The following is a 24,003-nucleotide window of genomic DNA, read 5'->3' as shown; positions in this document are numbered from 1 at the left end:
CATAACCTGATCGGTGAGCGGTTTATGCGCTCAGCGACTTGCGGCCACGTGCGCGGCGCGAGTTCAGGATCTTGCGGCCGGCCTTGGTGGCCATGCGCGCGCGGAAACCGTGGCGGCGTTTGCGAACCAGGTTCGAAGGCTGATAGGTGCGTTTCATCGCTCCGTCTCCAATCTATTCGGTCGGGTGCAGCGCGGATTCGCCTGCCCGTGGTGTTCGAAGCCCGTCCTCTACTGCCAAGCGGGGGGTAAGTCAAACCCCTTGGTGGGGGTTTTGCAGCCTTTTGCAACAATTCTATAATCCCGCGCGGTAAAAGATTTCAAAAATACGGATTTTAGGCACAAAACCCTCACATTCACTGTCGAAAAGATCAAGGCAGCGTGAGGCCCCTGTTGCCCGGGCGCGTGACGTCGCATGTTGAGGCCAGAATGAGACGCACAAAACCGGACACCATTATGAGCGATACAACTCAGGCCCCGCGCAGCGGGCTTGCGCGACATATTCCTTTGCTGGTGATTCTTGCCGTAGCCGCAGTGGGTTACTTTACACTGGGTGAATACCTGACTTTTGAAACCCTGCGCGACAACCGAGAGGCCCTTTTGGGTTGGCGTGATGCCAATTACTGGGCAATGGCAGGTGCGTTCATAGCGATTTACATTGCCATCGTTGCGTTCTCGCTGCCCGGCGCTGCGGTGGCCTCGATGACCGGAGGGTTCCTGTTTGGCCTTTTCGCAGGCACGGTCTTCAACATTTTTGCAGCAACCATCGGCGCCTCGGCGATCTTTCTGGCGGCGCGCTGGGGGTTGGGGGCGTCCTTGACGGCGCGTCTTGAGGCCTCGGAAGGCACGATCAAAAAGCTGAAGGACGGCCTGCGCGAGAATGAGATCTCGGTCCTGTTCCTGCTGCGCCTTGTCCCGGTGGTTCCGTTCTTTGTGGCCAATCTGGTGCCGGCGCTGGTGGGGGTGAAGTTCCGCAATTTTCTGTTCACCACGGCGCTGGGCATCATTCCCGGTGGCATCGTTTATACTTGGATCGGCGTCGGACTGGGCGGTGTATTCGACCGAGGTGAAACGCCGGATGTCTCACTGCTGTGGGAGCCTTTTGTCATCGGCCCCATCATCGGCTTGTGTGTGCTGGCGGCTCTGCCCATTCTGATCAAAACGCTGCGCGGCCAAAAGGACAGCTGATCATGCAAGAACTGAAATCCGATATCCTGGTGATCGGGGCCGGGTCAGGTGGGCTGTCGGTCGCCGCGGGGGCGAGCCAGATGGGTGCGGATGTGATCCTGCTGGAAGGTCACAAGATGGGCGGCGATTGTCTGAATTTCGGCTGCGTCCCGTCCAAGGCCCTGATTGCCAGCGGCAAGGCCGCCTATGGGCAGGCGCATGCCTCGGCGCTGGGTGTGGCGGATGTGGTGCCACAGGTGGATTACGCCGCCGCCAAAGACCACGTGCATGGTGTGATTGCGCAGATTGAGCCGATGGACAGCCAAGAGCGGTTCGAAAGCTTTGGTGTCAAGGTGATCCGGGAATATGGCCGCTTTGTCTCTCCGACACAGGTTCAGGCGGGGGATCATCTGATCACCGCGAGGCGGGTTGTGATTGCAACAGGCTCTTCACCACTGATTCCGTCGATCCCCGGTTTGGACAAGGTGACGTATTATACCAACGAGACTATCTTTGATCTGCGCGACAAGCCCGATCATCTGCTGATCATCGGCGGTGGCCCCATCGGGATGGAGATGGCGCAGGCGCATATTCGGCTCGGTTGCAAGGTCACAGTCATCGAAGGGCAAAAGGCGCTGGGCAAGGATGACCCCGAGGCGGCAGAGGTCGTGCTGGACAGTTTGCGCGCCGAGGGCGTTGCGATCCATGAACAGGCGATGGTGGCACAGATTCGCGGCTCCGATGGCGCGGTTGAAGTGGTGACCGAGAACGGCGAGATCTTCTTGGGCACGCATCTGCTGCTCTCTGCGGGGCGAAAGGCCAATACCGACCGCCTCAACCTTGCCGCTGCCGGGATCGAGCCCACCCGAACCGGCATCAAGGTCGACGACACCCTGCGCACCACGAACCGCAGGGTCTATGCGATCGGAGATGTCGCGGGTGGGCTGCAATTCACTCATGTGGCGGGCTATCACGCGGGGATTATCATTCGTTCGGCGCTGTTTGGGCTGCCCTCCAAGGCGAAAACCGCACATATCCCCTGGGCGACCTACACCGACCCCGAGCTGGCGCAGGTTGGCCTGACCGAGGTGCAGGCGCGCGCCGAGCATGGCGATAAGATGGAAATTGCGCGGTTTGACTATCACCACAACGACCGCGCCATTTCCGAGCGTAAAACGAATGGTTTCATCAAGGTCATGGTCGTCAAAGGCCGACCTGTGGGTGCCACAATTGTTGGCCATCAGGCGGGTGAGCTGATCAGCTTGTGGTCGCTGGCGCTGGCCAATAATCTGAAGATGGGGAAGGTTGCCGCCATGGTTTCGCCCTATCCGACGATTGGAGAGCTTAACAAACGGGTGGCGGGCGCCTATTTCTCACCAAGGCTGTTTGAGAATCAAACGGTTAAACGTGTGGTCAGGTTCGTCCAGCGCTGGATGCCCTGACCTGGAAGGGAGAGCAATGTGAACTCGCTGTCAGGCCGATTTCTGATCCTGACGACGGTCTTCGTGATGTTGGCCGAGGTTCTGATTTTTGTCCCTTCGATTGCGCGATTCCGCGAAGATTTCCTGCTGAACCGGCTGGAGCGCGCTCAGATCGCCTCGCTCGCTTTGTTGGCCGATGATATGCTGGCCGAGGACCTTGAGGCTGAACTGCTGGCCAATGCGGGCGTCTATAACGTGGTTCTGCGGCGAGACGAGATGCGCCAGTTGATGCTGTCCTCTCCTATTCCAGGGCAGATCAGCAAGACCTATGACCTGCGTGACGCGCGACCATGGGTTTTGATCCGGGATGCTGTCGTGCGGTTGTTCACGCCGGAAAATGAAGTCATCCGTGTTATTGGCGAGCCTGTGAAAGGCGCAGGTCTGCTGATTGAGGTGACGACTGACAGCATGCCGTTGCGTATAGCGATGACGGATTATGGGTTACGCATTCTGGGCCTGTCATTTGTGATTTCGATCATCACGGCTTTTTTCCTGTTTCTTGCGGTTCGGGTGGTTCTGGTAAAGCCCATCAAAAGCGTTGTCGGATATATGCAGCGCTATGCCAGCGCCCCCGAAGATGCCCGTGGAATCATCTCACCGGATTCCAAAGTGACCGAGCTGCGCGAGGCCGAAGAGGCGCTGAAACAGTTGCAAACCGAACTGACCCAGGCCCTGAAACAGCGCGAGCGTCTGGCGCAGCTGGGCGGGGCTGTGGCCAAGGTAAGCCACGATCTGCGCAACATTCTGACCTCGGCCCAGCTGTTTACCGACCGGATCGAATCCAGCGAAGACCCATTGGTGCGTCGCATGGCCCCTAAGCTGGTGAACTCGATCACCCGAGCGGTAACCCTGTGCGAAAGCACATTGGCATTTGGCCGCGCTGAAGAACCTGCACCGTCGCTTACACTGGTTCCGCTCCGCACTGTGGCCGAGGATGTGGTTGCTAGCGAGAAACTTGCCGTTGCCGATGCCTGTGTCGAGATCATCAATGATGTGCCGGAAGAGTTGGTCATACGAGCTGATCCTGAACAGATTTTCCGTGTCATGATGAACCTCGTTCGAAATGCCCGTCAGGCGCTGGTTGCATCAGGAAAGCCCGGTCGGATCACCCTGTCCGGGCAAGAGCAGGACGCCAACTGGTGTATTCAGATCAGCGACACAGGGCCGGGCCTGCCGGCCAAAGCGCGTGAAAACCTGTTCACACCCTTTCAGGGTGGCGTCCGCAAAGGCGGGTCGGGTCTGGGCTTGGCGATCTCACAGGAACTGTTGCGGGGCCATGGGGGTGACCTTGTTCTGACCGAGACAGGGTCAACAGGTACCACCTTTGAAATTCGCCTCCCGCGGGGCGATGGGGCTTTTTGAATTATTTTTACAGAATCAACTTGCACGTCCCGAATACCGGGTCTACATAGCGCCTCACCAACGCGGACCGATAGCTCAGCTGGATAGAGTACTTGACTACGAATCAAGGGGTCGGGGGTTCGAATCCTCCTCGGTCCGCCACTGGTTTCCTGTTGAACGTCACACGAACCTGACCCAACCGTCATAGTTGAACCAGAAAAGCAGTGAACGTTCGACATCAGAAGGCGCCCCCAACGTTGGACATCAGTTGAATTTGACCTTTGCGTCATCAACTAGCACGCCGCCCCCATTTCATACTCCCGCAGACAGTTTGGTTTGATCTGATCCCCCCTCTTGGAAAATCAGAGCTGATTTGTAGGTCTGACAGCGAAGCTGCCTGTTCCTGCTAATCTGCCACGTGGCGAACGCGGGAGGGTGCGAGGCAATGCTATTCGACGGAGGTGGCGCGGCCCGCAGGCACGGTCGAGGACACGGTTTTGTCTAATAGGGTTGCCCGAGCGGGAAGGCAGCGTCTTTCCCCTGATGGCCAGGGGCGTTTGGCTAGTCCAAATCCGGCTGGCCCCAAAACAAGTGCGACGGTGTGGGCTGCGCCGTAACTCTTTGCGCCAGAACACGTTGTTTTTCGAAAAAATGGGCGGAATGCGGAAGTTCGCCGCGTATTCGAATTTCAAAAACCACAACGGTCAAAGTGGCCACTCGCTTGTATCGTTTCTTTGGCAACTGGGCATGTTCGAGAGACGACTGCTGCCAAGATCAGGTGCTTAGGATGTAGCAGTTTTTGCGATAACGAAGCGTTTTGCGTGTGGGCTTTGTTTTTTTTCGGTCTGGCGAAGGGTGTGTAAGGGAAAATCATGCCCTTCTGATTAGGGGCGGCTTGCCATTTGGGATAGAGAGTGCAGCGGGAAAACTAGAAACTTAAAATGTCTTCAAGTTGTTTCCATATTTGCTCTGCGTGATCTGGCTGAGATTCTGCCAAGCGGACTACCCTGATTGCCAGAAGCTGTGTGGGCAGCACGTCGTCAATACACACAAGCGCGCCCTCAGAAAGGTGGGTCGCCACTAGAGAGCGGGGCAACCACGCGATGCCGATTTCATTCAAGGCGTATTGTAGTATGGCCAACGTAAGTGCGGTTTCAGCCCTGGGTACTGCGGTTTTACCTTCAGGTAATCGCGGCGCAATCATCCTGGAATAGACCTGCCCGAGAAAGACTTCGGGCGGGTAGCTGATTGTAGGAATTACGTCTTCCGTCACTTGCGTGCGCACAGTAGGCGCACAGACTGGAATCAAAGTATCCATCCCGAGTGTTTTGGTTTCAAACGCGTTAACGGGTTCTTGAATACTGTCATCAGGCACCGCGTACATGATGGCAAAATCAACTTCTTTTGAAATCAGATGCATCAGGCACTCGTCTTGATTTCCTGAACGAACACGAACCGAGATTTCGCCAGCTTCAGTTAAAACGCGAACAATTTCGGGTGAAATTGTCGTGGTGAGCGCGTGTTGGCAAACAAAAGACAGCGATTTGCCTGTCTGATCACTCGCTGTTTTTAAGGTGTGTCGAAGCCTCTGCAGCCGGGTGCTGAGTTCACGTAATTCAAATTCCAGTTCCCGCACGCCTGGCATCAAAGAGACTGGCTTGCGGCGGCGATCAAACAGCGTTGCGCCGATGTTGTCTTCGATAAGCCGCACCCGCCGAGTAAACGCGGATTGCGTCAGCAATCGCTTTTCAGCGGCGCGGGCGAGAGAGCCGCTATCAAGCACGGCCAATATATCATCGATCCACTCAAGACGCATGGCGGATCGATAGTGCAGTTCGTGACAATATGCAATTCCTGCAATTTATGTACCGAAATTCGAATTAGGAATGCGCCTCAGCGCGTAGTAAGTTGACAAAAGCAAATATTAGGAACCACGATATGCACCTTGCCCGTTTTCCCCGCCTGCATCTTGCCCATCTTCCAACACCGCTTGAACCCATGACTCGATTGTCAAAAGAGCTGGGGGTCGAAATATGGATCAAACGCGATGACTGCACTGGTATGTCGACCGGTGGCAACAAGACCCGCAAGCTTGAATTCCTAATGGCTGAGGCCGAGGCGCAGGGTGCCGACATGGTGATGACCCAAGGGGCCACGCAAACCAATCACGGTCGGCAGACGGCTGCATTTGCCGCCAAGCTGGGGCTTGCTTGTCACATCCTTTTGGAGGATCGCACCGGTTACCAAAATGGAAACTACAATACGAACGGTAACGTCCTGCTAGACCATTTGCATGGCGCAACCACCGAGAAGTTTCCCGGCGGCCACGATATGCCGGGTGAGATGGAAAAAGCAGCCGAAAAGAAGCGCGCGGAAGGGCACAATGTCTATGTCATTCCTGGCGGCGGATCGAACCCGACTGGCGCACTTGGCTATGTTAACGCGGCCTTCGAACTGTTGGCACAAGCAAATAACAGTGGTTTGCAAATTGACAGGTTGGTGCATGCAACCGGTTCTTCAGGAACGCAGGCCGGATTGGTGACGGGCATGTGTGCCATGAATGCGCAGGTGCCCGTGCTGGGCATCGGCACAAGGGCGCCTCAGCCCAAGCAAGAACAGATGGTTTTTGACCTCGCCTGCAAAACCGCTGAAAAACTGGGCTGCGCAGGTATGGTCAAGCGCGAAGACGTGAAGGCCAATACTGACTATGTCGGCGAGGGTTATGGCCTGCCCACGAAAAGCGGCATAGAGGCGATCCAGATGTTTGCAGAGCTCGAAGGCATCCTCCTCGATCCGTGCTATTCTGCCAAGGGTGCGGCCGGTCTGATTGATCTTGCCCGCAAGGGTGAGTTCAATGGCGAACGGATTGTGTTCCTGCACACCGGGGGTGCCGCAGCCCTTGGGGGGTATGATTTTGCCTTTGATCATCAAAACCGCTGGGTGACTGTCTGAGCCATGACACTGCGCCCGGTTGGAATTCTTGGCGGTATGGGCCCCGATGCGACGATCCTCCTCCAGCGCAAGCTGGTGGCGGCCGTACCCGCAACTGATGACCAGGATCACATACCTTTGTTGATCGACATGAACCCGCAGGTGCCGTCGCGGGTTAGTCATCTGCTCGAGGGCGTCGGCGAGGATCCGGGGCCGACGCTTGCCGCTATGGCGCGTCGGCTTGAAGATGCTGGAGCCTTGGCGCTGGCGATGCCGTGCAACACCGCCCATCACTATGCCAAGGCGATTACGGACTCCGTGGAAATACCCTTGCTGAGCGTGGTCGAACTGACGGCTGATCATGCGGCTGGGACGCTCGGATCAGGGGGATGTGTCGGGATGCTTGCCTCGCCCGCCGTACGACATACGCAGCTATTCGAGACAGCGTTGCACAGGCGCGGGCTGTCGGTGGTTTGGTCCGCATGTGATGAAAAGATGCTTGCAGCGATCCGGAAAATTAAGACGGACGGTCCGTGCAATGAAGGGCGCGAAACACTAAGAGTTGCCTCGAAAGAACTTGTTGCCGCAGGGGCCGACCTGCAGCTTGTGGCTTGCTCAGAATTCTCGCTCATCGCTGATAGTGTTGCGGCCGAGGTCAATGCCATTGATACGATTGACCTGCTTGTCCAGGCGATTGTCGAATTTTCCCACGCAGGGCAAGTTTAGGCGATTGAATTAAGTGCGCCACAGCGTTCGGAGGCAATCTGTAAGTCAACAGATACCTTTGTTCATAATTGGTCCCAAAGCTGTTGCGCTGTCTGATCAAAGGTCGCCGGATTGGCAAATGCGGAAATCGTCAAGGTGGCACACCACGCGTCATCGCCGATTGGCACCAGCAATCCCGCGTCCAGCTCTGGCGAAATCGCAGTTTCGGGCATCCAGGCAAAGCCGCTTCCGGTAATCAGGCGTCTCTTGATTGTCTCAACCAGACTATCAACATAAATCGTCTCGGCGTTCAGGGGTTTGCGGTCTATGGTATTTTCTACAACCATGCCTAAAAACGAAGAACGATCATATGCCAGATAGGGGATGGGTGGGCCATCCTGCTCTGCGAGACTCCAACCCATGGCACGCGCTGAATCAGCTGTAGCCACTGGCACCAGACGATCCTTTAACAGGTCTTTTCGCTCAAATGCGGTTTCATCAATCATCGGTGAAACCGAGTGGTGATTGTAACACAAGAGAATGTCCACTGCGCCCTCGACCAACAGGTCACAGCAGGTGCTTAGGGAATCGGACAGTACACGAGTGCGCAGATCGGGAATTTGCATCTGCAACTCTTCGATGCGACTTGCCAAAAAATTAACCGCGATCGTGTGGAGGACCGAAAACCGGATGAAACGGCTATCCCCACGATCGGCATCCCGCAGCGATTGACGGGATTCTGACAGTTGTGAGATCGCCGCTAAAGCGACCGGCAAGAATTGTTGACCTGCTTCTGTCAATTGAACAGGATAGGTGGCGCGATTGACCAGAGGCAGCCCGACCCAGCTCTCCAACGCTTTGATTCTACGACTGAATGCGGATTGTGTGATGTTGCGTTCATCGGAGGCTCGGGTGAAGTTCAGTGTCCGGGCGAGGCATTCAAAGTCGCGCAGCCAGTTCAAATCCAATGTGTGTACCTGCATTTCCAAGGAAGCATTGGTCGAGCATACTCAAAACTATGCATTGCGGGAATAGTTTGATGAAATGTTCGAATTGGCCCTCAGAAAACCTCATGCTCTAGACTTTAAGCTAGGGCCTGGCGGTTTGTCCCCCTTTTCCCCTTCCGTCCGAAGTCGCAGCCCGAGACGACTTTGTACGACACCGCCGAGCGATGGGAATGAGATTGACTAAAAAAACGACGCCAAAATACGGCGCAATTCAACAGAGGAGACTATCATGAGAAACAAGCTAAAGGCATTTGGTATGGCAGCGGCGGTAGGTATCTATGCGATGCCCGCATTCGCGGCGGAAGAGGTTAAAATCGGTGTGCCGTCTTGGACCGGGGCGCAGGCAATCGCTCATCTTCTGGGTGCCGTTGTTGAAACGCGCATCGGCGGGACGGTTGAATATGTGCCCGGTAACAATGCAACCATCTTTCAAGCCATGGATCAGGGCAAAGGTGACATCGACGTGCATCCAGATGTGTGGCTGCCCAATCAGGAGAGCTTTACCAAGAAGTATGTCGACGAGGCCGGTACGGTAACATTGTCCTCGAACCCCTACGAAGGCAATCAGGGTTTTTGCGTCAGCAAGGACTTTGGTGAGGCCAACAATATAACCGACATAGCTGATCTGGGCCGCCCTGATGTCGCCGCCCTGATGGACAGCGATGGCAACGGCAAGGGTGAGATGTGGATTGGCGCCCCCGGCTGGGCTTCGGCCAATGTGAACGAGGTGAAAACGCGCGACTACGGTCTGCTTGATTTCATCGAGCCCGTGCGTGCAGAAGAAAGCGTGAAGACCGCGCGTATCAAAGACAGCATCGCCAAAGGCGAGGGCTATGCCTTCTATTGCTACAAGCCACACGCGGTCTGGTACATGTTCGACGTTCAAATGCTGAGCGAGCCGACGTTCGACCCGGCAAAATACGTGATGGTGCAGCCATCGGACGATCCGGATTGGTATAGCAAATCCAGTGTAGCCACCAAAGACGCCCTGAAGAACGTCCAGATCGCATGGTCTAATACGTTGCCAGACCGCTCACCTGCGATTGCTGATTTCTTCGCGAATTTCGCATTGACTGCGGATGATGTCAGCGGTTTCGCCTATGAGATCAGCGGCAAAGGTCGCGATCCGGCAGAGGTTGCCCGCGAATGGGTCGAAGCGAACCCGGATCGCGTCGACGCTTGGCTGGGTCTCTGATCCCACTTCCAGAAACAGGGTGGCGGCATCTGTTGGCGCCACCCAAAAGCAGATCTCTGGAGGACCTATGAGCGACGACACCGTTATCGAAATTTCGAATGTCTGGAAAATTTTCGGAGGCAGACCCGAGGTGGCGCTGCAGGCGATCCGCGACCGCGGGTTGGACAAGTCCCAAGTGCTGGCCGAATACAACTGTGTTGTCGGTGTCGCTGATGTCAGCCTGTCGGTAAACCGGGGTGAGATTTTTTGCATCATGGGTCTGTCAGGCAGCGGTAAATCCACCCTGGTTCGCCATTTCAACCGATTGCTGGAGCCGACAGCTGGTAAGATCGAAATCGAAGGCACTGATGTCATGGCCTTGGGGCCAAAAGAGCTTCAGCAGTTTCGCAACAACAAAATCGGTATGGTGTTTCAGAACTTTGCGCTGATGCCGCATCGGTCGGTGTTGGATAACGTGGCAATGCCACTGGAAATCCGACAGGTCAGCAAGAATGAACGCATGCGTCAGGCTGCTGCTATTCTCGATATTGTCGAACTGGGTGCCTGGGGGTCAAAGTTCGCACACGAGCTGTCCGGTGGCATGCAACAACGTGTGGGCCTGGCCCGCGCCTTGGCCGCCAACCCCGACGTGCTTTTGATGGATGAACCGTTTTCGGCCCTTGATCCGCTGATCCGGCGACAATTACAGGATGAATTCATCCGGCTGAGCAAGATTCTCAAGAAGACTACGATCTTCATTACCCATGACCTTGATGAAGCCGTCCGCATCGGCAATCGGATCGCCATCATGCGGGACGGCAAGGTGGTGCAGATCGGGACAGCCGAAGACATTGTCATGAACCCCGCTGATGACTACGTGGCTGATTTCGTTGCAGGTATTTCACGCCTCAAAGTGGTGCGCGCCCATGCGGTCATGCGGCCAATTCCAGAACATATTGCGGCCCATGGGCCGCTATCGGCGGATGCCCCGCGCGTGAATGAAGACGAAAATCTGAGCACGCTGATCAATCTGGCGATCGACAACAGTAGCGCAATCCTTGTGGAGGACGGCGGCGTGGATGTTGGCGTCATAACCCGTGCCGATCTGTTGCGCACCGTGATCGAAGGGACCGAAGTGTCATGAGCATTTCTGATGTGAACCCGCTGGAAGATACCGAAAGCGAAGCGGCCCTTGCCTATGCCGAAGAGCGGCGTGAAAGCATTCGCACATTTGTGCGCACCAGCCCTGACTACTATATCCGTAATTTCGACAAGATTGGTGCATCGTCCCGCTTTACACCAACTTTCAATCTGATGGCCGGATTGTTTGGTCCGGTCTGGTTCGGTGCGCGAGGTCTGTGGTCATGGGCGTTACCATTTCTGATCCTCGAAACTATAGCCTTTGTGCAGATTGCGCGAGGGTTGTTCGGCGATCTGGCAGCCGAGGCAATGGAGCGTATTGCATCGATTGAAGGGACGCTTGAACTGCGCCGTCAGCAATTGGCGGCGGCTATCGAAAACAATTCGGACAAGATCGATGTCTATCAGCGAACGGTGGACTCGCTTGAAGAAAACATAGGGGGTATCCGTGCCGAGGCCGAGGCGATGGCAGCTGAAGGTCCTTACATCATTCTAACCGGCCTGATCATACTGATCATCATCAAATTCATACAGTCGCAGGTGGCGAACTGGGCGCTTGAGGCGCGTTTCTCGGAGTGGCTATCGGATCGTTCGATCCGTTCGGCCATGCCGGTGTCGCAGATCGTGTTCAGCGCAATCTTCATGGCGTTAATCGTCGCCGCGGCAATGTTGCATTACAGCTTCCCAGGGCGCTTTTCACTGCTTAGCCATTTTCCGACAGACCCAAACATCCGCCTGACCAGTATCACTTGGGTAGAAGATTTCATCGCCTGGTGCGTACGCAACAGCGAGACCTTCTTTGATGGGCTGACATTCGGCATCCGCACTCTGTTGGATGCGCTAGAGGTCATACTGGTTCAGACGCCATGGATCGTGATTGCGAGCTTGATTATTCTGCTGACCTGGCTGACAGCGGGCATCAGCACGGCGATCTATTCGGGCGCATTTCTGGCCTATATGGGCCTGCTGGGTTTCTGGGAAGGTGCCATGACGACGCTGGCCTTGTTGGGGACAGCGGCGTGTCTGTCGATTGTTATAGGAATTCCGCTCGGCATGTTTGCTGCCCGTCGCCCACGGTTCTATGCGTTTATCCAGCCGATCATGGATTTCATGCAAACCATGCCAGCCTTCGTGTTCATGGTGCCTGTGATTGCGTTCTTCGGCGTTGGAAAGCCAGCGGCGGTTGTGGTCACGATGATTTTTGGCGGCACACCGGTGGTACGATTGACCGTTCTTGGTCTGCGTGGTGTACCAGAAAGCGTGCGCGAAGCAGCTATTAGTTTCGGTGCCAATAAGTGGTACTTGCTCACTAAGGTAGATCTTCCATTAGCAAGCCCATCGATCCGCGCGGGGATCAACCAGACGATTATGTTGTCGCTGGCGATGGTCGTCGTGGCCTCGCTGATTGGCGCCAAGGGGCTGGGTGAGGACGTGCTGGAAGCATTGCAATATGCCAATGTGGGCCAAGGCATCCTCGCCGGGTTTGCGATCCTTTTCTGCGCCATGATCCTTGATCGCATTGTACAGGGTGGGCGCAAATGACACCTGTCGTATTCGTCCATGGATTTTTGGGCGGCAGTCGACAATGGTTAGGGCAAGTCGAAGCCCTGGCCGGTTTCAACGTCGTAGCCTTGGACTTACCGGGATTTGGTGAGAATGCGCATCTCGAGGCCCCTACCAGTATTGCTGGATTTGCCGAGTGGGCGCTGTGCGAATTAACCGGGCGGGGAATTGAGCGATTTATCCTGATCGGCCATTCAATGGGCGGGATGATCGTCCAAGAAATGGTTACCCGCGCACCCGAACGTATCGACCGGTTGGTGCTTTACGGCACCGGAACGATTGGCATTTTACCCGGCCGGTTTGAGACGATCGACACTTCAAAGCGCCGGGCCAATACAGAAGGACCAAGAGCCACGGCCAGACGTATTGCGGCAACCTGGTTTCTTGATCGGGGAAAAGCTGCGGCCTATGAGGACTGTGCTATGATTGCAGAACAATGCAGCCTGCAAACCATGCTAATTGGGCTCGACGCAATGGAAAGTTGGAGCGGCGCCAAACATTTGGCGGATATCATGACCCGTACGTTGGTGATTTGGGGTGACCGGGATCGGACCTATCCATGGAGCCAAACCGAACAATTGTGGCAATCAATTCCCGACGCCAACCTCGCCGTGATACCTGGATGTGCTCACGCGACGCATTTAGAGAAGCCGGGGCTCTTTAATTCGATACTGCGAGATTTTTGTACCGCCTGACAGCTTGTCTGCAGCCAAAATGTTAGAACGACCGCTGTCGTGACCAATTCCGGTCTTTCCCGGATAGTGTAGATATTGCTGCGAATGGGTATGCACTGGCAGCAAACGCCGGTTTGCAACGCTGTATTTCAGTAATCCGCTCGGTTGTAGAATGTCTCTTATGGGCCGTTCTCGTAGGCTCAATCGCTAGATATTGCACTTGCAACAGCGTTGGTACTGATCCCAATAAAGTGATTTCGCTACCGCGAACGAACGGCGGCTCCCGTTTGAGGTCAACCAATTGATCCGTTTCTTGCGCTTTCACCTCAAGTAGCTCAACACCCGCAAGAACCGGGTCGCGATTCACTCGCATCATTCCTTAGGTGATTGGCATGTAATTTCAAAAAGGCATGACCATGGAACTTAAAGACAAAACCATCATCATTACCGGCGCGAGCAGCGGAATCGGTGCTGCAGCAGCGCTTCTGTTTGCCTCGGAAGGGGCGAATGTTGTGTTAGGTGCCCGCAGGGAAGCTCAGCTAAACACACTCGTCGGGCAGATTACCCAAAGCAACGGGCGCGCCGTTTACCTTGCGGGCGACGTGACGGACGAAACATATTCCAGGGATCTTGTTGATCTGGCGAAACGGCAGTTTGGCGGCCTTGATGGCGCATTTAACAATGCGGGCATTATGGGCGAGATGGGTCCAATTCCCGAAATGGAGTCCGGCAACTGGCAGTCGGTTCTTGCTACAAACCTCAACAGTGCATTTTTTGCGGCCAAAGCGCAGATTCCGGCAATGGAGGAACGCGGTGGCGGGTCTATTGTATTCACCGGAACTTTTGTTGGTGTCAGCAATGGGGGAATGCCCGGCATGGGGGCTTATGCCGCATCAAAGGCTGGACTGATTGGGCTCGTACAATCTTTGGCATCTGATCATGCGGCCAAGAGGGTCCGTATCAACACTATTTTGCCGGGTGGTACTAAAACCGACATGGCCGGCGATGATCCTGCGACGCACGACTTTATTGCCAACTTGCATCCCCTGAAACGCATGGCGGAGCCAAAGGAGATTGCCCAATCTGCATTGTTCCTTCTGTCAGACCGGGCAAGCTTCGTGACGGGTTCTCCGGTCGCCGTTGACGGTGGTATGGCGACCCGCCTGCTTTAGATATCTGCCGTTGGTTGCTTCGTAACCAACGGCGGTCTCCATCCAGACAAGATAGATCGCCCAAAAATCCATATCGTGGTGAACGCCATCTTTGACGACTTTCTCCAGGGTATCGTCACCGCAGACTGAATATTCGGATTGGACTTTCGCTGCTCGTCGCCTTTTTGATCAGGTAGATGGCCTTTGTTGCGCAAATCGGAGTTTGAGCGCAGTTCCCCCTTCCCCGGACAGACTTATCCTATATCTGCGGCTCAACTGAGGATGATGCCGCGCTGCCTCCGAGGTCCGCTCTGAGCCCACACCTACCAATGCTGCGCGCGCCACAAATGGGGGATAAGTTCACTAAGCTCCCATTGTCAATCAAACGAACAAACCTTGGTCGCCCTTCTCGACACTGCGATGTGGATCATTTCTGCAACTGCGTCAGCGTAGAGCCTGACGCATTCAAGGGCGATTGAACCCCGAGCATCTGATCATCGAATGGTCCTAATCCATGGCCACTTCCAACGTTGGGCTTTGACCCGCCAAGTCCCTAACCACATCGCGCAAAACTGTTTCAAAGCGGCAAAGAGCTTCAGTTCTGTCCTGCGAGACGGGGTACAACAACCCGAATGTCATCCATTTTTCGGGAACAACCGGCACCAGGATCAAGTTTTCGAGACCAAACTGAGCTGAGACCAATTCATCTGCGATAGTTATACCTGCCCCTTCTGCAACAAGTGAACACGCCAGTTGGGAAGACGCAACTTCGCAAGACTGGCCAGGAGAAACGCCAGCAGAATGAAAGATGTCATCCAGTTGATCTCGCAGTAACAACCCCTGCATCAAACGGATGATAGGTTCATTCACAAGCTCAGTCGCTGAGAGTTCCTGTCGTTTGGCAAGTTTGTGATCTGCAGGCAGGATCGCCTGTGCCCGAACTCTCAATAACGGTTGTGTGCGAATTCCCGGATGTTCAACGGGCAATGCTCCAATACCGATGTCGTATTCGCGCCCTGCTAACCACTTTCCGGCTTCGCGCCGTGCCCGGACATCCAGGCTGATGTTGATGTCAGGATGTTCTTTGAAAAACCTCGCTACTGAGCGGGCCGATAAGGTTTGCGCTATTCTGGGCATCGTGACGATGCGCAGTGATTCCGTTCGCCCAGCACGAATTTCCGCCGCGATCCTGGGCACTTCATCCAGATTTTCCAGAATTCGACCTGCCTCGCGGTAGAATGCGAACCCTTCTGGCGTAGGGGTAAGGTTGCGGCCGCTTCGATCAAATAATGTAAGCCTTAGTTCTGCTTCCAATCCCGATATCAATCGGCTGACAGCGGGTTGGCTCAGGTGCAATATTTCCGAGGCGGCAATCAGAGAGCCTTCGGACAACGTGATACTGAATGCGCGCAAAGCTTTGATGTTCATTCACCCAGTCTTTCGTTTTTTGCAAGAGTAGATGTTATCTTTGCATTTTTATCAACACCCAAACTTAGATAGTTTAGGGTCGAGCTTATGGGAGGACCCGATGAAACGCAGAACACTACTTAACGCGGCCATTGCCGCCGTTGCCGTAGCGACAACAGCCACAGCCAGCTTTGCTGCCGACTGGCCCAAGCGCCCCATCAACCTCATCGTGCCGTACAAGGCCGGTGGTGGTACAGATGCTTATGCACGTGCCATCTCGGCGGCAGCCGAGGGCATATTGGACGTACCAGTTGTAGTCGTGAACAAGCCCGGTTCGGGCGGTCTGAACGGCGCCAACTCGGTCGTCGGTGCGCGTCCGGATGGATACACGATGATGATGACGTCGAGTGGGTCGTTCCTTTTGTCGACCATGACGCGGGACACCGACATTGACGCATTGGAAAGTTTCAATTTTGTCGCTCAGGTCGGTCAGTTGCAGACATCGCTGATGGTGCCAAAGGACAGCCCATTCCAAAGCGTGCAAGACGTGATCGACGCGGCAAAGGCTGATCCAGGATCGCTCCGTTGGGCGCATTCGGGACGCGGCGGGTTTCACCATGTTGGCGGCCTGGGCTTTCTGGCCAGCAACGGCATTGAGGCACAGGATGTACCTTTCAAAGGTGGTGGCCCGACCCGTGCAGCACTGATTGGTGAACAAGCCGATTTCGGTTTCCTCGGCGTGCAGCAATTAGCCGGGTTTGAGGATCAGCTGCGTGCACTGGCGGTCAACAGTCAGGACCGCGACGGGATCATGTCGGACGTACCCTCGTTTGGTGAACTGGGGATACCTTTCGCAGCCGTATCGTCCCCGGTGATTGTATTCGCGCCAAAAGACACGCCGCCCGAGGTGGTTGCGGGCATGGAGGCCGCGCTGGAACAGATCGCAGCGAAACCCGAGTTTGCCGAACTTCTGGCCTCACGCGGGACCGGCCCGGTCTATCAAAACGGCGCAGATGCCAAGGCAACACTTTCGGCGATGAAAGAAGACGCCGCGCCATTGGTGGATAGCCTGACGAACTGAGACTGACAGGATCGGGTGGCGATATCGCCACCCGATCTTTCTCAACAACCAATGTGTGACGGAGGGAATTATGCGTGCTTATGCCGAAGGGCTTGTTCTGGCAGCCATTTCATGTGTTGCCATCTGGGGTGCTTGGCACGTGCCAGCGGCCTCGCCCGGTGATACATGGGCTGGCATTGTGCCTTTTGCTGCAGCTGTTGCGCTGCTTGCTCTGTCCGGGTTCCTGATCATCGGGGCCACCCGTCAGAGCGCAGGTGAAGCGCAAAGCGACCCTGACAATGGGGCCACACTTGAGATCGTTGGCCTATTCATCATTGCACTGATCTATCAGCAATCTTTCCGCTGGTTCGGATATCTTGTTCCGACCGCGATTGTTGCTCCGCTTGTTCTCTATATTTTTTGCGTCCGTAGTCGGATCGGATTGGCGCTGTCAGTCATTCTGTGCCCGCTGGTCTTTCACATCATCTTCTTCGTGCTGCTCGGCGTATTCCCACCCTATGGCGAGGTCTTTGATCTGCTGAACTGGATACAGGGGTAACAAATTATGGAAATCTTTCCTGCTCTTCTTTCGGTGATCACTGACCCGATGCTGCTTTTTGCGATCGTATTGGCGGCGTTTGTTGGCATGATCGTGGGTGCGACCCCCGGATTGACCGCATCAGCCGCCATCGCAATGCTGTTGCCGATCACTTTCTATATGTCGCCCCTTTTCGCCTTGGCGTTTCTTTACGTGATCGGCAAATCCGGGCGCTATGGTGGGTCTATCGCGGCCATTCTGTTCAACACTCCGGGCACCGCCGCCAGTGCTGCCACACAGATCGATGGCTATCCATTGGCGCGCGCTGGCAAGGCGGGAAAGGCGATGAAGGTTGCCACCATCTCGTCGATTATTGGCGACCTGATGGGCGATATCCTGTTGGTCATCGGTGTTGGTTTCATTGCGTCCATCGCATTGAAACTGGGTCCGCCAGAGACCTTCGCAATCTACTTTGCCGCCTTCGTTGTGATCGGATCGGTGATCGGAAAATCCATAGTCAAAGGATTGGCCTCGGCCCTGATGGGAATTCTGGTCGCCATGGTTGGACTTGACCCGATTTCGAGCGAGGAACGCTACACCTTTGGCTCCTTCGACTTGTCCAATGGCATCGGACTGGTTCCCCTGATGATCGGCGTCTTTGTTCTAGGCGAAGTATTTGCCCAATTGGAAGAACGTCGGAAAACCCATGGTGAGACTAAAGAGAACGACAGCACGCAAGACGGCAATGATCTGACCTGGGAGGAATACAAACCCTGCCTGCCGCACGCCTTGCGTGGTGGCTTTATCGGGGCAGGTATCGGCGTCCTGCCGGGGCTGGGCTCAGCGATTGCCGCTTTCATATCCTACGGTGAAGGGAAGCGCCGGGCGAAGAACCCCGAGCAATGGGGCAAGGGCGCATTGGAAGGTGTCGCAGCACCCGAAGCAGCAAACAATGCGGTTTCCGGCCCATCTATGGCTCCCCTGTTGACGTTGGGCATTCCGGGATCGACCATTGGCGCCATCCTTCTGGGTGTGTTCCTGATCCATGGCATTCAGGTTGGACCAACACTTTTCCTGACCGATAAGGAATTGGTCTATAAGCTGTTCGCTTGCGGCATGCTGGGGATCATTGCGTATGGCGTGATCGGCTATTTCGGAGCGACGCAAGTGGCTCGGTTGATCCTGAAAATTCCGACTAATGTCCTCTATCCGATGATCTTCATGACCGCCTTTGTCGCCGCCTATTCGGCACGCGGGTCGATGTTCGACGTGACCGTGATGACCGTGGCAGGGTTTGTTGGTTGGCTGATGCGAAAGCACGACTTTAACATCGCCGCCTTTGTCATCTCATTTGTACTGGCAAAAGGCGCCGAAGAGACCTTTCGCCAATCGCTTTTGATGTCGGATGGGGGCGCACTGATTTTTGTCGAGCGCCCAATCGCGCTGGCTTTCATAATCATCGGTGCAGGCGCGATAGCATTCCGCATCCGGGGTATCCTGAAAGACCGAAAGCTGACGCAGGGAGGGCTGGGTGATGCTTGATATTGGCCTTTACCGCGACTGTTTCTCGACCCTCGACATGCGCGTCATTTGGTCAGAACACAGCACGATCTCAGCCTGGTTGAAGGTTGAGCAAACCCTGGCTCGATGTCAGGCCGAGGCGGGGCTTATTCCTAATGATGCAGCCCGTGCGATTGAGGCTTTGTCGCCTCAGATGCTCGACAAGGACCAAATGCAGGCGGACTTGTTGATTGTGGGTCGACCTATTGTTGGGCTTATTCAGCAGATGCGCGAAGCGCTTGGCGATCATGCGAAGTACTTTCATTTCCGTGCAACGACGCAAGACATCATGGACACAGCTCTTGCAATGCAAATGAAGGCTGGACTCACAGAGATCGGTCTGGACGTGCAGCGGCTCCTTACATTGCTGGATCAGCAGATCGATCATCATGAGGGCACAATGATGATGGGCCGCACCAACGGCCAGCACGCCGTTCCGATGTGCTTCGCCACCAAACTGCAGGTCTGGAAATCTGAGCTAGTGCGTCGACAGAACGCAATTGATGACGCCGCGCTGCGAGGGTTGAATGTTCAAATCGGAGGACCAGTTGGGGATCTGAGAGCCTATGATAATGATGATGGGTTACAGATCAAACGGGCTGTTGCACAGGCGTTGGGGCTGAGGGTCGTAGACCCACACTGGCAAAATGCAAGGGATGGAATAGCGGACATCGTGACAGCGCTTGGTGCGCTGTGTGCAACCATCTGCAAAATCTCACATAACGTGAATTTGTTGTCCTCAACCGACATTGCCGAAATCGCGGAAACTCACGAAACGGGTCGGGGCGCCTCATCTGCGATGGCGCATAAGCAGAACCAACGGGCATCAGAGTTTGGCGAGGCTGTCGGAAGACTGGGACGTCAACGCGCCGAGCAGATTGGCGAATTGACTTTACACCAGCATGAGCGTTCCGGCGGTGTGTGGATTGGCGAGTGGATTGTGGTGCCGGAGGTTTTTCTTTTGACATCCGGGGCCGTCCATTGGGTCGACAAACTTTTTGGCAAACTTGAGGTCGACACGGATTCAATGCGGCGAAAGCTACCTGTGGCGGCAACAAACACTGAAACCTTAATACATTGAAATGACCTCTCGGGGCTTTGGGCGCACCGGCTCTTGCAGAGATTTATTAATTGTCATTATTGACAATATACTTTGAATAGTTATTTGTCAGATGTGACAATAAACGAGAGAAGCGATGCCCCGTCCCAGTCTTAAAGACCAGCGATCAGAACAGATTCTTGATGCATATCTCACATGTGTGTCCCGTTTCGGATTGGAGGGGGCCACCCAAGAGCGCGTCGCGACTGAGGCTGGTGTCAAACGACCCATCCTGCGTCATTATTTGGGCAACAAGGACGAGATGACCGGGGCCCTTATAAGCCATGTCGTAGACAGGTTTGCGCAGGCGACAACCGCCCTTCGGGACGCGTTGGAACCAACGGGCACAACAGCTGATCTGATCGATCTGCTGTTTGATAAATCTGTCCCTAATGATCCGCGCGTAATGCTGGCCTACCAGTCGCTTGTCACATCCGTCGCCAATCATCCGTCAATGCGACAACCCCTTGTCGACAGCTTGGAGCAGTTCTTTGAGGTGATTGAAGTCGTGTTGAAACGCGCCTTTCCGAACGCCCCTCCTGCCCAGATCCGTGCCGTTTCGCAGGGGATTTCCGCAACATATGTGAACCTGGATTCGCTGACCCCGCTAAATCCGCCCGAGGTCTGGCGCGAAGAGCTGAAACAGGCTGCAACGATCCTTGCCGCCAGTTTGGAGCCGAACGTATGAGCACCCGACGCCTTGTCAATCATATGGCATTACCAGTTCTTTTGGTTGCAGCTGTGCTGGGGCTCTACTGGGTTTGGGGCCTGCTGTTTCTGTGGTGGTTGGTGCCATCGATTATGACGGGTCAGACCGCACTTGTCTTTGATATCTCGCGCGAACACGATCCGATCTTTTTCTGGGCAGTTGCGATCCTTTGGGCTGTGTTCGGCCTGATGATGATCGCGGCCAGCCTATTTCCGACCTACGCCATCTGGCTTGTTTAAGAGGTTGCCATGACCCAAATGTACCACCGCCTTCCCGTTGACGCCTATACGTCGCAAGACTGGTTCGACCGCGAGCAAAGGCAGATCTTCTCGCGCACTTGGCGCTATGCCGGGTTGGCCGAAGACGTGCCAGGGCCCGGTCATTTTGTGTCGGTTCAGGCGGGGCTTAACAACATCTTTATCGTGATGGGGCGCGATCACCGTTTGCGGGCGTTTCATAACATCTGCCGTCACCGTGGCACGCAATTGATCCGGGCCGTTGGGAAAACACAAAAGGCGCTGACGTGCCCCTATCATGACTGGACATACGACCTGGAGGGCAACTTGATTTCTGTTCCGGATGAGGCAAAGGAATACCCCAATGGTGTCGACAAATCCTGCCTCAGCCTCAAACCCGCCAGTGTGGATATCTGGCGCGGTATGCTCTTTGTGCATCCTGATCCGAATCCGCCAAGCCTTGCTGAATGGTTTGGTGCGGTTGATCCGCTGTTGGGGCCACACACGCCGGAAGACCTGATGGAATATTCCGATGCGCGGCAAAGCTATGAGATCAAGGCCAACTGGAAGATCGTGGTTGAAAACTATATCGACGTCTATCACCTGAGCCATCTTCATTCGAATACGCTGCACATGTATGATCATGCGCGGGCGGAATACGGCTGGAAAGGTCCGCACTATCACTTCTGGGAACCGCCAGCGCCAGATTATGCCAAGGATTTGGAGAAAAACCTGCCTACACCACGGGCAATACCAGAACCCCATATTGGGGCCTGGGTGCCAATGCTGTTTCCCGGTATCGGGCTTGGCGCGGGCGAGGATAGCTGGAACATTTTCATTATCACGCCCTTGGGTCCTGATCTGACGCGCGTGGAAAACCGCACCAAACTGGCGAATGCCTCAGGGTGGGAATTTCAGAAACAGGAATGGAGCAGTTGGAGTTTCTGGAAGGATTTCGGCGGCCCAAAATATCCTGACAGCGACGCAATCGGCGAAGATGATCCTATGGCGTCAGGTGATTTCACAGCCGAAGATATTTACGCCTGTGAGCAACAGCAAAAGTCTTTGACCAGCCCGTTTTTTGAAGTCGGTCCTGCCGCCAACGGAGAAAGCCCGGTTGTCAGACACCAACAAGCAATCCTGGACTTCCTTGCGACACAAGAAGCCGAAACTTAGCCAGATGCCTTGGGTCAATATCGGATCACTCCTTCAATTGCCCGGTCGTACACTTCCATCCACTCCGCTAAATTTGGAAAGTAAATGAAACGCATTCTTGCAACCTTGATCGGTACGATCCTGGCAACCGGACTGGTCTTGGCCAACCCGTCAGACGAACCCAAGGACCTGGCGGCGCGCTATCTCAAAGCTACAGATGAGGCAGCGATCGCCGCAACGTGGAAAGACTGGCACCCGAAGGCAGTACATACTGTCACAATCAAATTCGGGCTTGGACAGCCAGATGAGACGTTTTCCTATCCGGTGGCCGATTGGGAAACACTTCCTGATTGGCATCAGGATACCACATTGGCCGACGCGATGCAGGGATACAGGGAAACAAGGCGCGGTGCGCCCACGTTTTCCTCGGAATCCACCGAGGGCGGCACGCGTGTCATCGCCAAGACCAGTATTGATTACATCTGGGACGACACAACTGGAACGATGAACCAGACGGATAGGTTTTTCATCGTCTCCCAAGCTGGTCGGCTGGCAATCCGAGCACTCGACACCACGTTTGATTATCGTTGAGGAAACCATGAACCCAGATTTCTTTTCCCTGAAAATTTCTGAAATCCGGCCTGAGATCAACGGCAAAGCCACAAGCGTGACCTTTGATCTACCGACCAGTCTGGCAGAAACCTTTTGCTGGCAAGCCGGTCAGCATGTCACTCTTCGATTCCACCTCAACGAGAAAGAGCAACGCCGCAGCTACACCATTTCCAACCCGCCGGGTGCCCTTTTGCGCATCACGGTAAAACGGGTGGCCGGTGGGCTGGTGTCCAATCATATCGGAGACCATCTAAAGCCCGGCGATACGGTCGATGTCATGCCGCCATTCGGTCAATTTTCCCTGACGCCGGACCCGTTGAAGCGCCGCACCCACTATTTCTTTGGCGCAGGCAGTGGCATCACGCCGCTTTTTGCAATGATCAACTCTGTCCTCGAAAAAGAACCTCATTCAGTGGCTCATCTGATTTATGGCAACGCCGATGGCGAAAGCATCATCTTTGGCGAAGAATTAGACATATTGAAAACTGATCATGTCGTCCGGTTCACATTGCGCCATGTCCTGTCTGCACCCTCGCTGTGGAGTTGGTCCAGCTCGTGGCGAAAAGGTCGCGTGGATGCAGATGCCATTGAGGTCGCCATGACGGAAACCCCGCCTGTGGCGCAAGATGTCCAATACTGGATTTGCGGACCCGGAGCTATGAATACGGACGTAAGCAACGCGCTGATGGCACTGGACGTACCTGCGAGCCGAATTCATATGGAAAGCTTCGGCGGGGCTACAGTCACAGCCTCCAGTGTGACGGGTATCGCCGCCAATGCACAAGTTGAACTGGGCGGGGCGACACACGAGGTTCCTGTTGCCGCAGATCAAACGCTACTGAATGCAATATTGTCGGCGGGCTTAACACCACCTTTCAGTTGCCAGTCCGGAGTATGCGGCGCCTGCAAAGCGCGTCTAACAAAAGGTCAGGTCCATATGCATGCTCGAATGGCCCTTGAAGACAGCGATGTCACCCGAGGAGATATATTAACCTGCCAGAGTATCGCTACCTCAGATAAACTGAGCATTAGCTTCGACAATTAGAGGCGCGGTTCTAGGGTCAGGACTCATAGCCAATAGATGACGAGAGCTGCGATGGCGATTGCTGAGAGGAAGACCTTCGGGCACCTGTCGTAACGGGTTGCCACACGGCGCCAATCCTTGAGCCTGCCAAACATGATCTCGATCCGGTTGCGGCGTTTGTATCGGCGCTTGTCATACTTCACCGTTGTCTTGCGCTGCTTCCGACCGGGGATACAAGCGCGTATCCCTTTGTCTTGCAACGCTTCTCGGAA

24 protein-coding genes and 1 tRNA gene are annotated in these 24,003 nt (G+C 55.0%); 20 read left to right on the top strand and 5 right to left on the bottom strand.

Annotated elements, in window-relative coordinates; all coding sequences use genetic code 11:
• Window positions 1-22 precede the first annotated feature (22 nt).
• A complete protein-coding gene (rpmH, locus tag AC2FFB_RS17600; protein WP_005632162.1) occupies window positions 23-157 on the bottom strand; it encodes a 50S ribosomal protein L34 in 135 nt (44 codons plus the stop codon).
• Window positions 158-453: 296 nt separating this feature from the next.
• Here rpmH and AC2FFB_RS17595 point away from each other — a divergent pair, with 296 nt between their 5' ends.
• From AC2FFB_RS17595 to AC2FFB_RS17580, 4 genes are all read left to right on the top strand, one after another.
• Window positions 454-1,185 (top strand): TVP38/TMEM64 family protein, encoded by a 732-nt coding sequence (locus AC2FFB_RS17595; protein ID WP_496694400.1) that lies wholly within the window; start codon window positions 454-456, stop codon window positions 1,183-1,185.
• Between the two features lie 2 nt (window positions 1,186-1,187).
• Window positions 1,188-2,606: a dihydrolipoyl dehydrogenase family protein gene (locus AC2FFB_RS17590; RefSeq protein WP_496824331.1), complete on the top strand. Its 1,419-nt coding sequence runs from the start codon at window positions 1,188-1,190 to the stop codon at window positions 2,604-2,606.
• A gap of 18 nt (window positions 2,607-2,624) precedes the next feature.
• Entirely contained in the window at window positions 2,625-4,007 is a 1,383-nt protein-coding gene (locus AC2FFB_RS17585) for an ATP-binding protein (RefSeq protein ID WP_496875239.1), read from the top strand.
• A 64-nt stretch (window positions 4,008-4,071) separates the two neighbouring features.
• Window positions 4,072-4,148, top strand: a tRNA-Arg gene (locus AC2FFB_RS17580).
• A 766-nt stretch (window positions 4,149-4,914) separates the two neighbouring features.
• On the opposite strand, the gene AC2FFB_RS17575 is transcribed toward AC2FFB_RS17580, so the two are convergent.
• Window positions 4,915-5,802, bottom strand: a complete 888-nt coding sequence (locus AC2FFB_RS17575; RefSeq protein ID WP_496708985.1) for a LysR family transcriptional regulator — start codon at window positions 5,800-5,802, stop codon at window positions 4,915-4,917.
• A 122-nt stretch (window positions 5,803-5,924) separates the two neighbouring features.
• On the opposite strand from AC2FFB_RS17575, the gene cuyA reads away from it, so the two are divergent.
• Window positions 5,925-6,938, top strand: a complete 1,014-nt coding sequence (cuyA, locus tag AC2FFB_RS17570) for a D-cysteate sulfo-lyase (RefSeq protein ID WP_271952020.1) — start codon at window positions 5,925-5,927, stop codon at window positions 6,936-6,938.
• Between the two features lie 3 nt (window positions 6,939-6,941).
• On the top strand, window positions 6,942-7,643 hold the full coding sequence (gene cuyB / locus AC2FFB_RS17565) for a cysteate racemase (protein WP_496690407.1): 702 nt from the start codon (window positions 6,942-6,944) through the stop codon (window positions 7,641-7,643).
• Between the two features lie 62 nt (window positions 7,644-7,705).
• Here cuyB and AC2FFB_RS17560 read toward each other — a convergent pair whose 3' ends face one another.
• The gene (locus tag AC2FFB_RS17560) at window positions 7,706-8,605 is read right to left on the bottom strand and encodes a LysR family transcriptional regulator (RefSeq protein ID WP_281973759.1); all 900 of its coding nucleotides are present in this window, start codon (window positions 8,603-8,605) and stop codon (window positions 7,706-7,708) included.
• A gap of 253 nt (window positions 8,606-8,858) precedes the next feature.
• Between AC2FFB_RS17560 and AC2FFB_RS17555 the strand changes: the two genes are divergently transcribed.
• From AC2FFB_RS17555 to AC2FFB_RS17535, 5 genes are all read left to right on the top strand, one after another.
• A complete protein-coding gene (locus AC2FFB_RS17555) occupies window positions 8,859-9,824 on the top strand; it encodes an ABC transporter substrate-binding protein (RefSeq protein WP_142639707.1) in 966 nt (321 codons plus the stop codon).
• A gap of 67 nt (window positions 9,825-9,891) precedes the next feature.
• Window positions 9,892-10,947 carry a quaternary amine ABC transporter ATP-binding protein gene (locus tag AC2FFB_RS17550; protein WP_271952026.1) on the top strand — a complete coding sequence of 352 codons (1,056 nt, stop codon included), beginning with the start codon at window positions 9,892-9,894 and terminating at the stop codon, window positions 10,945-10,947.
• On the top strand, window positions 10,944-12,485 hold the full coding sequence (locus AC2FFB_RS17545; RefSeq protein WP_271952028.1) for an ABC transporter permease: 1,542 nt from the start codon (window positions 10,944-10,946) through the stop codon (window positions 12,483-12,485). The genes AC2FFB_RS17550 and AC2FFB_RS17545 overlap by 4 nt, the downstream gene beginning before the upstream one ends.
• Window positions 12,482-13,201: an alpha/beta fold hydrolase gene (locus tag AC2FFB_RS17540; protein ID WP_271952030.1), complete on the top strand. Its 720-nt coding sequence runs from the start codon at window positions 12,482-12,484 to the stop codon at window positions 13,199-13,201. Before AC2FFB_RS17545 ends, AC2FFB_RS17540 begins: the two co-directional genes overlap by 4 nt.
• A gap of 395 nt (window positions 13,202-13,596) precedes the next feature.
• Window positions 13,597-14,352, top strand: coding sequence for an SDR family oxidoreductase (locus tag AC2FFB_RS17535; protein ID WP_496875253.1), 756 nt, complete (start codon window positions 13,597-13,599; stop codon window positions 14,350-14,352).
• A gap of 486 nt (window positions 14,353-14,838) precedes the next feature.
• Here AC2FFB_RS17535 and AC2FFB_RS17530 read toward each other — a convergent pair whose 3' ends face one another.
• Window positions 14,839-15,759 carry a LysR family transcriptional regulator gene (locus AC2FFB_RS17530; RefSeq protein ID WP_496824388.1) on the bottom strand — a complete coding sequence of 307 codons (921 nt, stop codon included), beginning with the start codon at window positions 15,757-15,759 and terminating at the stop codon, window positions 14,839-14,841.
• A gap of 100 nt (window positions 15,760-15,859) precedes the next feature.
• Between AC2FFB_RS17530 and AC2FFB_RS17525 the strand changes: the two genes are divergently transcribed.
• The 9 genes from AC2FFB_RS17525 (at window position 15,860) to AC2FFB_RS17485 (ending at window position 23,752) form a co-directional block, all read left to right on the top strand.
• Window positions 15,860-16,819 carry a tripartite tricarboxylate transporter substrate binding protein gene (locus AC2FFB_RS17525; protein ID WP_496875238.1) on the top strand — a complete coding sequence of 320 codons (960 nt, stop codon included), beginning with the start codon at window positions 15,860-15,862 and terminating at the stop codon, window positions 16,817-16,819.
• Window positions 16,820-16,889: 70 nt separating this feature from the next.
• Window positions 16,890-17,357 (top strand): tripartite tricarboxylate transporter TctB family protein, encoded by a 468-nt coding sequence (locus AC2FFB_RS17520; protein WP_496875237.1) that lies wholly within the window; start codon window positions 16,890-16,892, stop codon window positions 17,355-17,357.
• A gap of 6 nt (window positions 17,358-17,363) precedes the next feature.
• The gene (locus AC2FFB_RS17515; RefSeq protein ID WP_496875236.1) at window positions 17,364-18,878 is read left to right on the top strand and encodes a tripartite tricarboxylate transporter permease; all 1,515 of its coding nucleotides are present in this window, start codon (window positions 17,364-17,366) and stop codon (window positions 18,876-18,878) included.
• Window positions 18,871-19,977, top strand: a complete 1,107-nt coding sequence (locus tag AC2FFB_RS17510; protein ID WP_496875235.1) for a lyase family protein — start codon at window positions 18,871-18,873, stop codon at window positions 19,975-19,977. Before AC2FFB_RS17515 ends, AC2FFB_RS17510 begins: the two co-directional genes overlap by 8 nt.
• A 115-nt stretch (window positions 19,978-20,092) precedes the next feature.
• A complete protein-coding gene (locus tag AC2FFB_RS17505) occupies window positions 20,093-20,683 on the top strand; it encodes a TetR/AcrR family transcriptional regulator (RefSeq protein WP_271952836.1) in 591 nt (196 codons plus the stop codon).
• Window positions 20,680-20,943 (top strand): hypothetical protein, encoded by a 264-nt coding sequence (locus AC2FFB_RS17500; protein ID WP_496875234.1) that lies wholly within the window; start codon window positions 20,680-20,682, stop codon window positions 20,941-20,943. The genes AC2FFB_RS17505 and AC2FFB_RS17500 overlap by 4 nt, the downstream gene beginning before the upstream one ends.
• A 9-nt stretch (window positions 20,944-20,952) precedes the next feature.
• Window positions 20,953-22,116 (top strand): aromatic ring-hydroxylating oxygenase subunit alpha, encoded by a 1,164-nt coding sequence (locus tag AC2FFB_RS17495; RefSeq protein ID WP_496690398.1) that lies wholly within the window; start codon window positions 20,953-20,955, stop codon window positions 22,114-22,116.
• An 84-nt stretch (window positions 22,117-22,200) separates the two neighbouring features.
• Window positions 22,201-22,686, top strand: a complete 486-nt coding sequence (locus AC2FFB_RS17490; protein ID WP_496690397.1) for a hypothetical protein — start codon at window positions 22,201-22,203, stop codon at window positions 22,684-22,686.
• Window positions 22,687-22,693: 7 nt separating this feature from the next.
• Entirely contained in the window at window positions 22,694-23,752 is a 1,059-nt protein-coding gene (locus AC2FFB_RS17485; protein WP_496875233.1) for a 2Fe-2S iron-sulfur cluster-binding protein, read from the top strand.
• A gap of 23 nt (window positions 23,753-23,775) precedes the next feature.
• Here AC2FFB_RS17485 and AC2FFB_RS17480 read toward each other — a convergent pair.
• Window positions 23,776-24,003, bottom strand: a 228-nt coding sequence (locus AC2FFB_RS17480) for a transposase (RefSeq protein ID WP_496814464.1), incomplete at its 5' end; no start/stop codon positions are given.

The sequence above is a fragment of the Ruegeria sp. YTSA219 genome (assembly GCF_059609985.1).
Note: the sequence above shows the minus strand (reverse complement) of the source record. Positions and strands in the feature narration are given on the sequence as shown.

Coding starts and splice junctions, on each gene's coding strand:
- rpmH (WP_005632162.1), bottom strand. CDS start 157: ATGAAACGCACCTATCAGCCTTCGAACCTGGTTCGCAAACGCCGCCAC.
- AC2FFB_RS17595 (WP_496694400.1), top strand. CDS start 454: ATGAGCGATACAACTCAGGCCCCGCGCAGCGGGCTTGCGCGACATATT.
- AC2FFB_RS17590 (WP_496824331.1), top strand. CDS start 1,188: ATGCAAGAACTGAAATCCGATATCCTGGTGATCGGGGCCGGGTCAGGT.
- AC2FFB_RS17575 (WP_496708985.1), bottom strand. CDS start 5,802: ATGCGTCTTGAGTGGATCGATGATATATTGGCCGTGCTTGATAGCGGC.
- cuyA (WP_271952020.1), top strand. CDS start 5,925: ATGCACCTTGCCCGTTTTCCCCGCCTGCATCTTGCCCATCTTCCAACA.
- cuyB (WP_496690407.1), top strand. CDS start 6,942: ATGACACTGCGCCCGGTTGGAATTCTTGGCGGTATGGGCCCCGATGCG.
- AC2FFB_RS17560 (WP_281973759.1), bottom strand. CDS start 8,605: ATGCAGGTACACACATTGGATTTGAACTGGCTGCGCGACTTTGAATGC.
- AC2FFB_RS17555 (WP_142639707.1), top strand. CDS start 8,859: ATGAGAAACAAGCTAAAGGCATTTGGTATGGCAGCGGCGGTAGGTATC.
- AC2FFB_RS17550 (WP_271952026.1), top strand. CDS start 9,892: ATGAGCGACGACACCGTTATCGAAATTTCGAATGTCTGGAAAATTTTC.
- AC2FFB_RS17545 (WP_271952028.1), top strand. CDS start 10,944: ATGAGCATTTCTGATGTGAACCCGCTGGAAGATACCGAAAGCGAAGCG.
- AC2FFB_RS17540 (WP_271952030.1), top strand. CDS start 12,482: ATGACACCTGTCGTATTCGTCCATGGATTTTTGGGCGGCAGTCGACAA.
- AC2FFB_RS17535 (WP_496875253.1), top strand. CDS start 13,597: ATGGAACTTAAAGACAAAACCATCATCATTACCGGCGCGAGCAGCGGA.
- AC2FFB_RS17530 (WP_496824388.1), bottom strand. CDS start 15,759: ATGAACATCAAAGCTTTGCGCGCATTCAGTATCACGTTGTCCGAAGGC.
- AC2FFB_RS17525 (WP_496875238.1), top strand. CDS start 15,860: ATGAAACGCAGAACACTACTTAACGCGGCCATTGCCGCCGTTGCCGTA.
- AC2FFB_RS17520 (WP_496875237.1), top strand. CDS start 16,890: ATGCGTGCTTATGCCGAAGGGCTTGTTCTGGCAGCCATTTCATGTGTT.
- AC2FFB_RS17515 (WP_496875236.1), top strand. CDS start 17,364: ATGGAAATCTTTCCTGCTCTTCTTTCGGTGATCACTGACCCGATGCTG.
- AC2FFB_RS17510 (WP_496875235.1), top strand. CDS start 18,871: ATGCTTGATATTGGCCTTTACCGCGACTGTTTCTCGACCCTCGACATG.
- AC2FFB_RS17505 (WP_271952836.1), top strand. CDS start 20,093: ATGCCCCGTCCCAGTCTTAAAGACCAGCGATCAGAACAGATTCTTGAT.
- AC2FFB_RS17500 (WP_496875234.1), top strand. CDS start 20,680: ATGAGCACCCGACGCCTTGTCAATCATATGGCATTACCAGTTCTTTTG.
- AC2FFB_RS17495 (WP_496690398.1), top strand. CDS start 20,953: ATGACCCAAATGTACCACCGCCTTCCCGTTGACGCCTATACGTCGCAA.
- AC2FFB_RS17490 (WP_496690397.1), top strand. CDS start 22,201: ATGAAACGCATTCTTGCAACCTTGATCGGTACGATCCTGGCAACCGGA.
- AC2FFB_RS17485 (WP_496875233.1), top strand. CDS start 22,694: ATGAACCCAGATTTCTTTTCCCTGAAAATTTCTGAAATCCGGCCTGAG.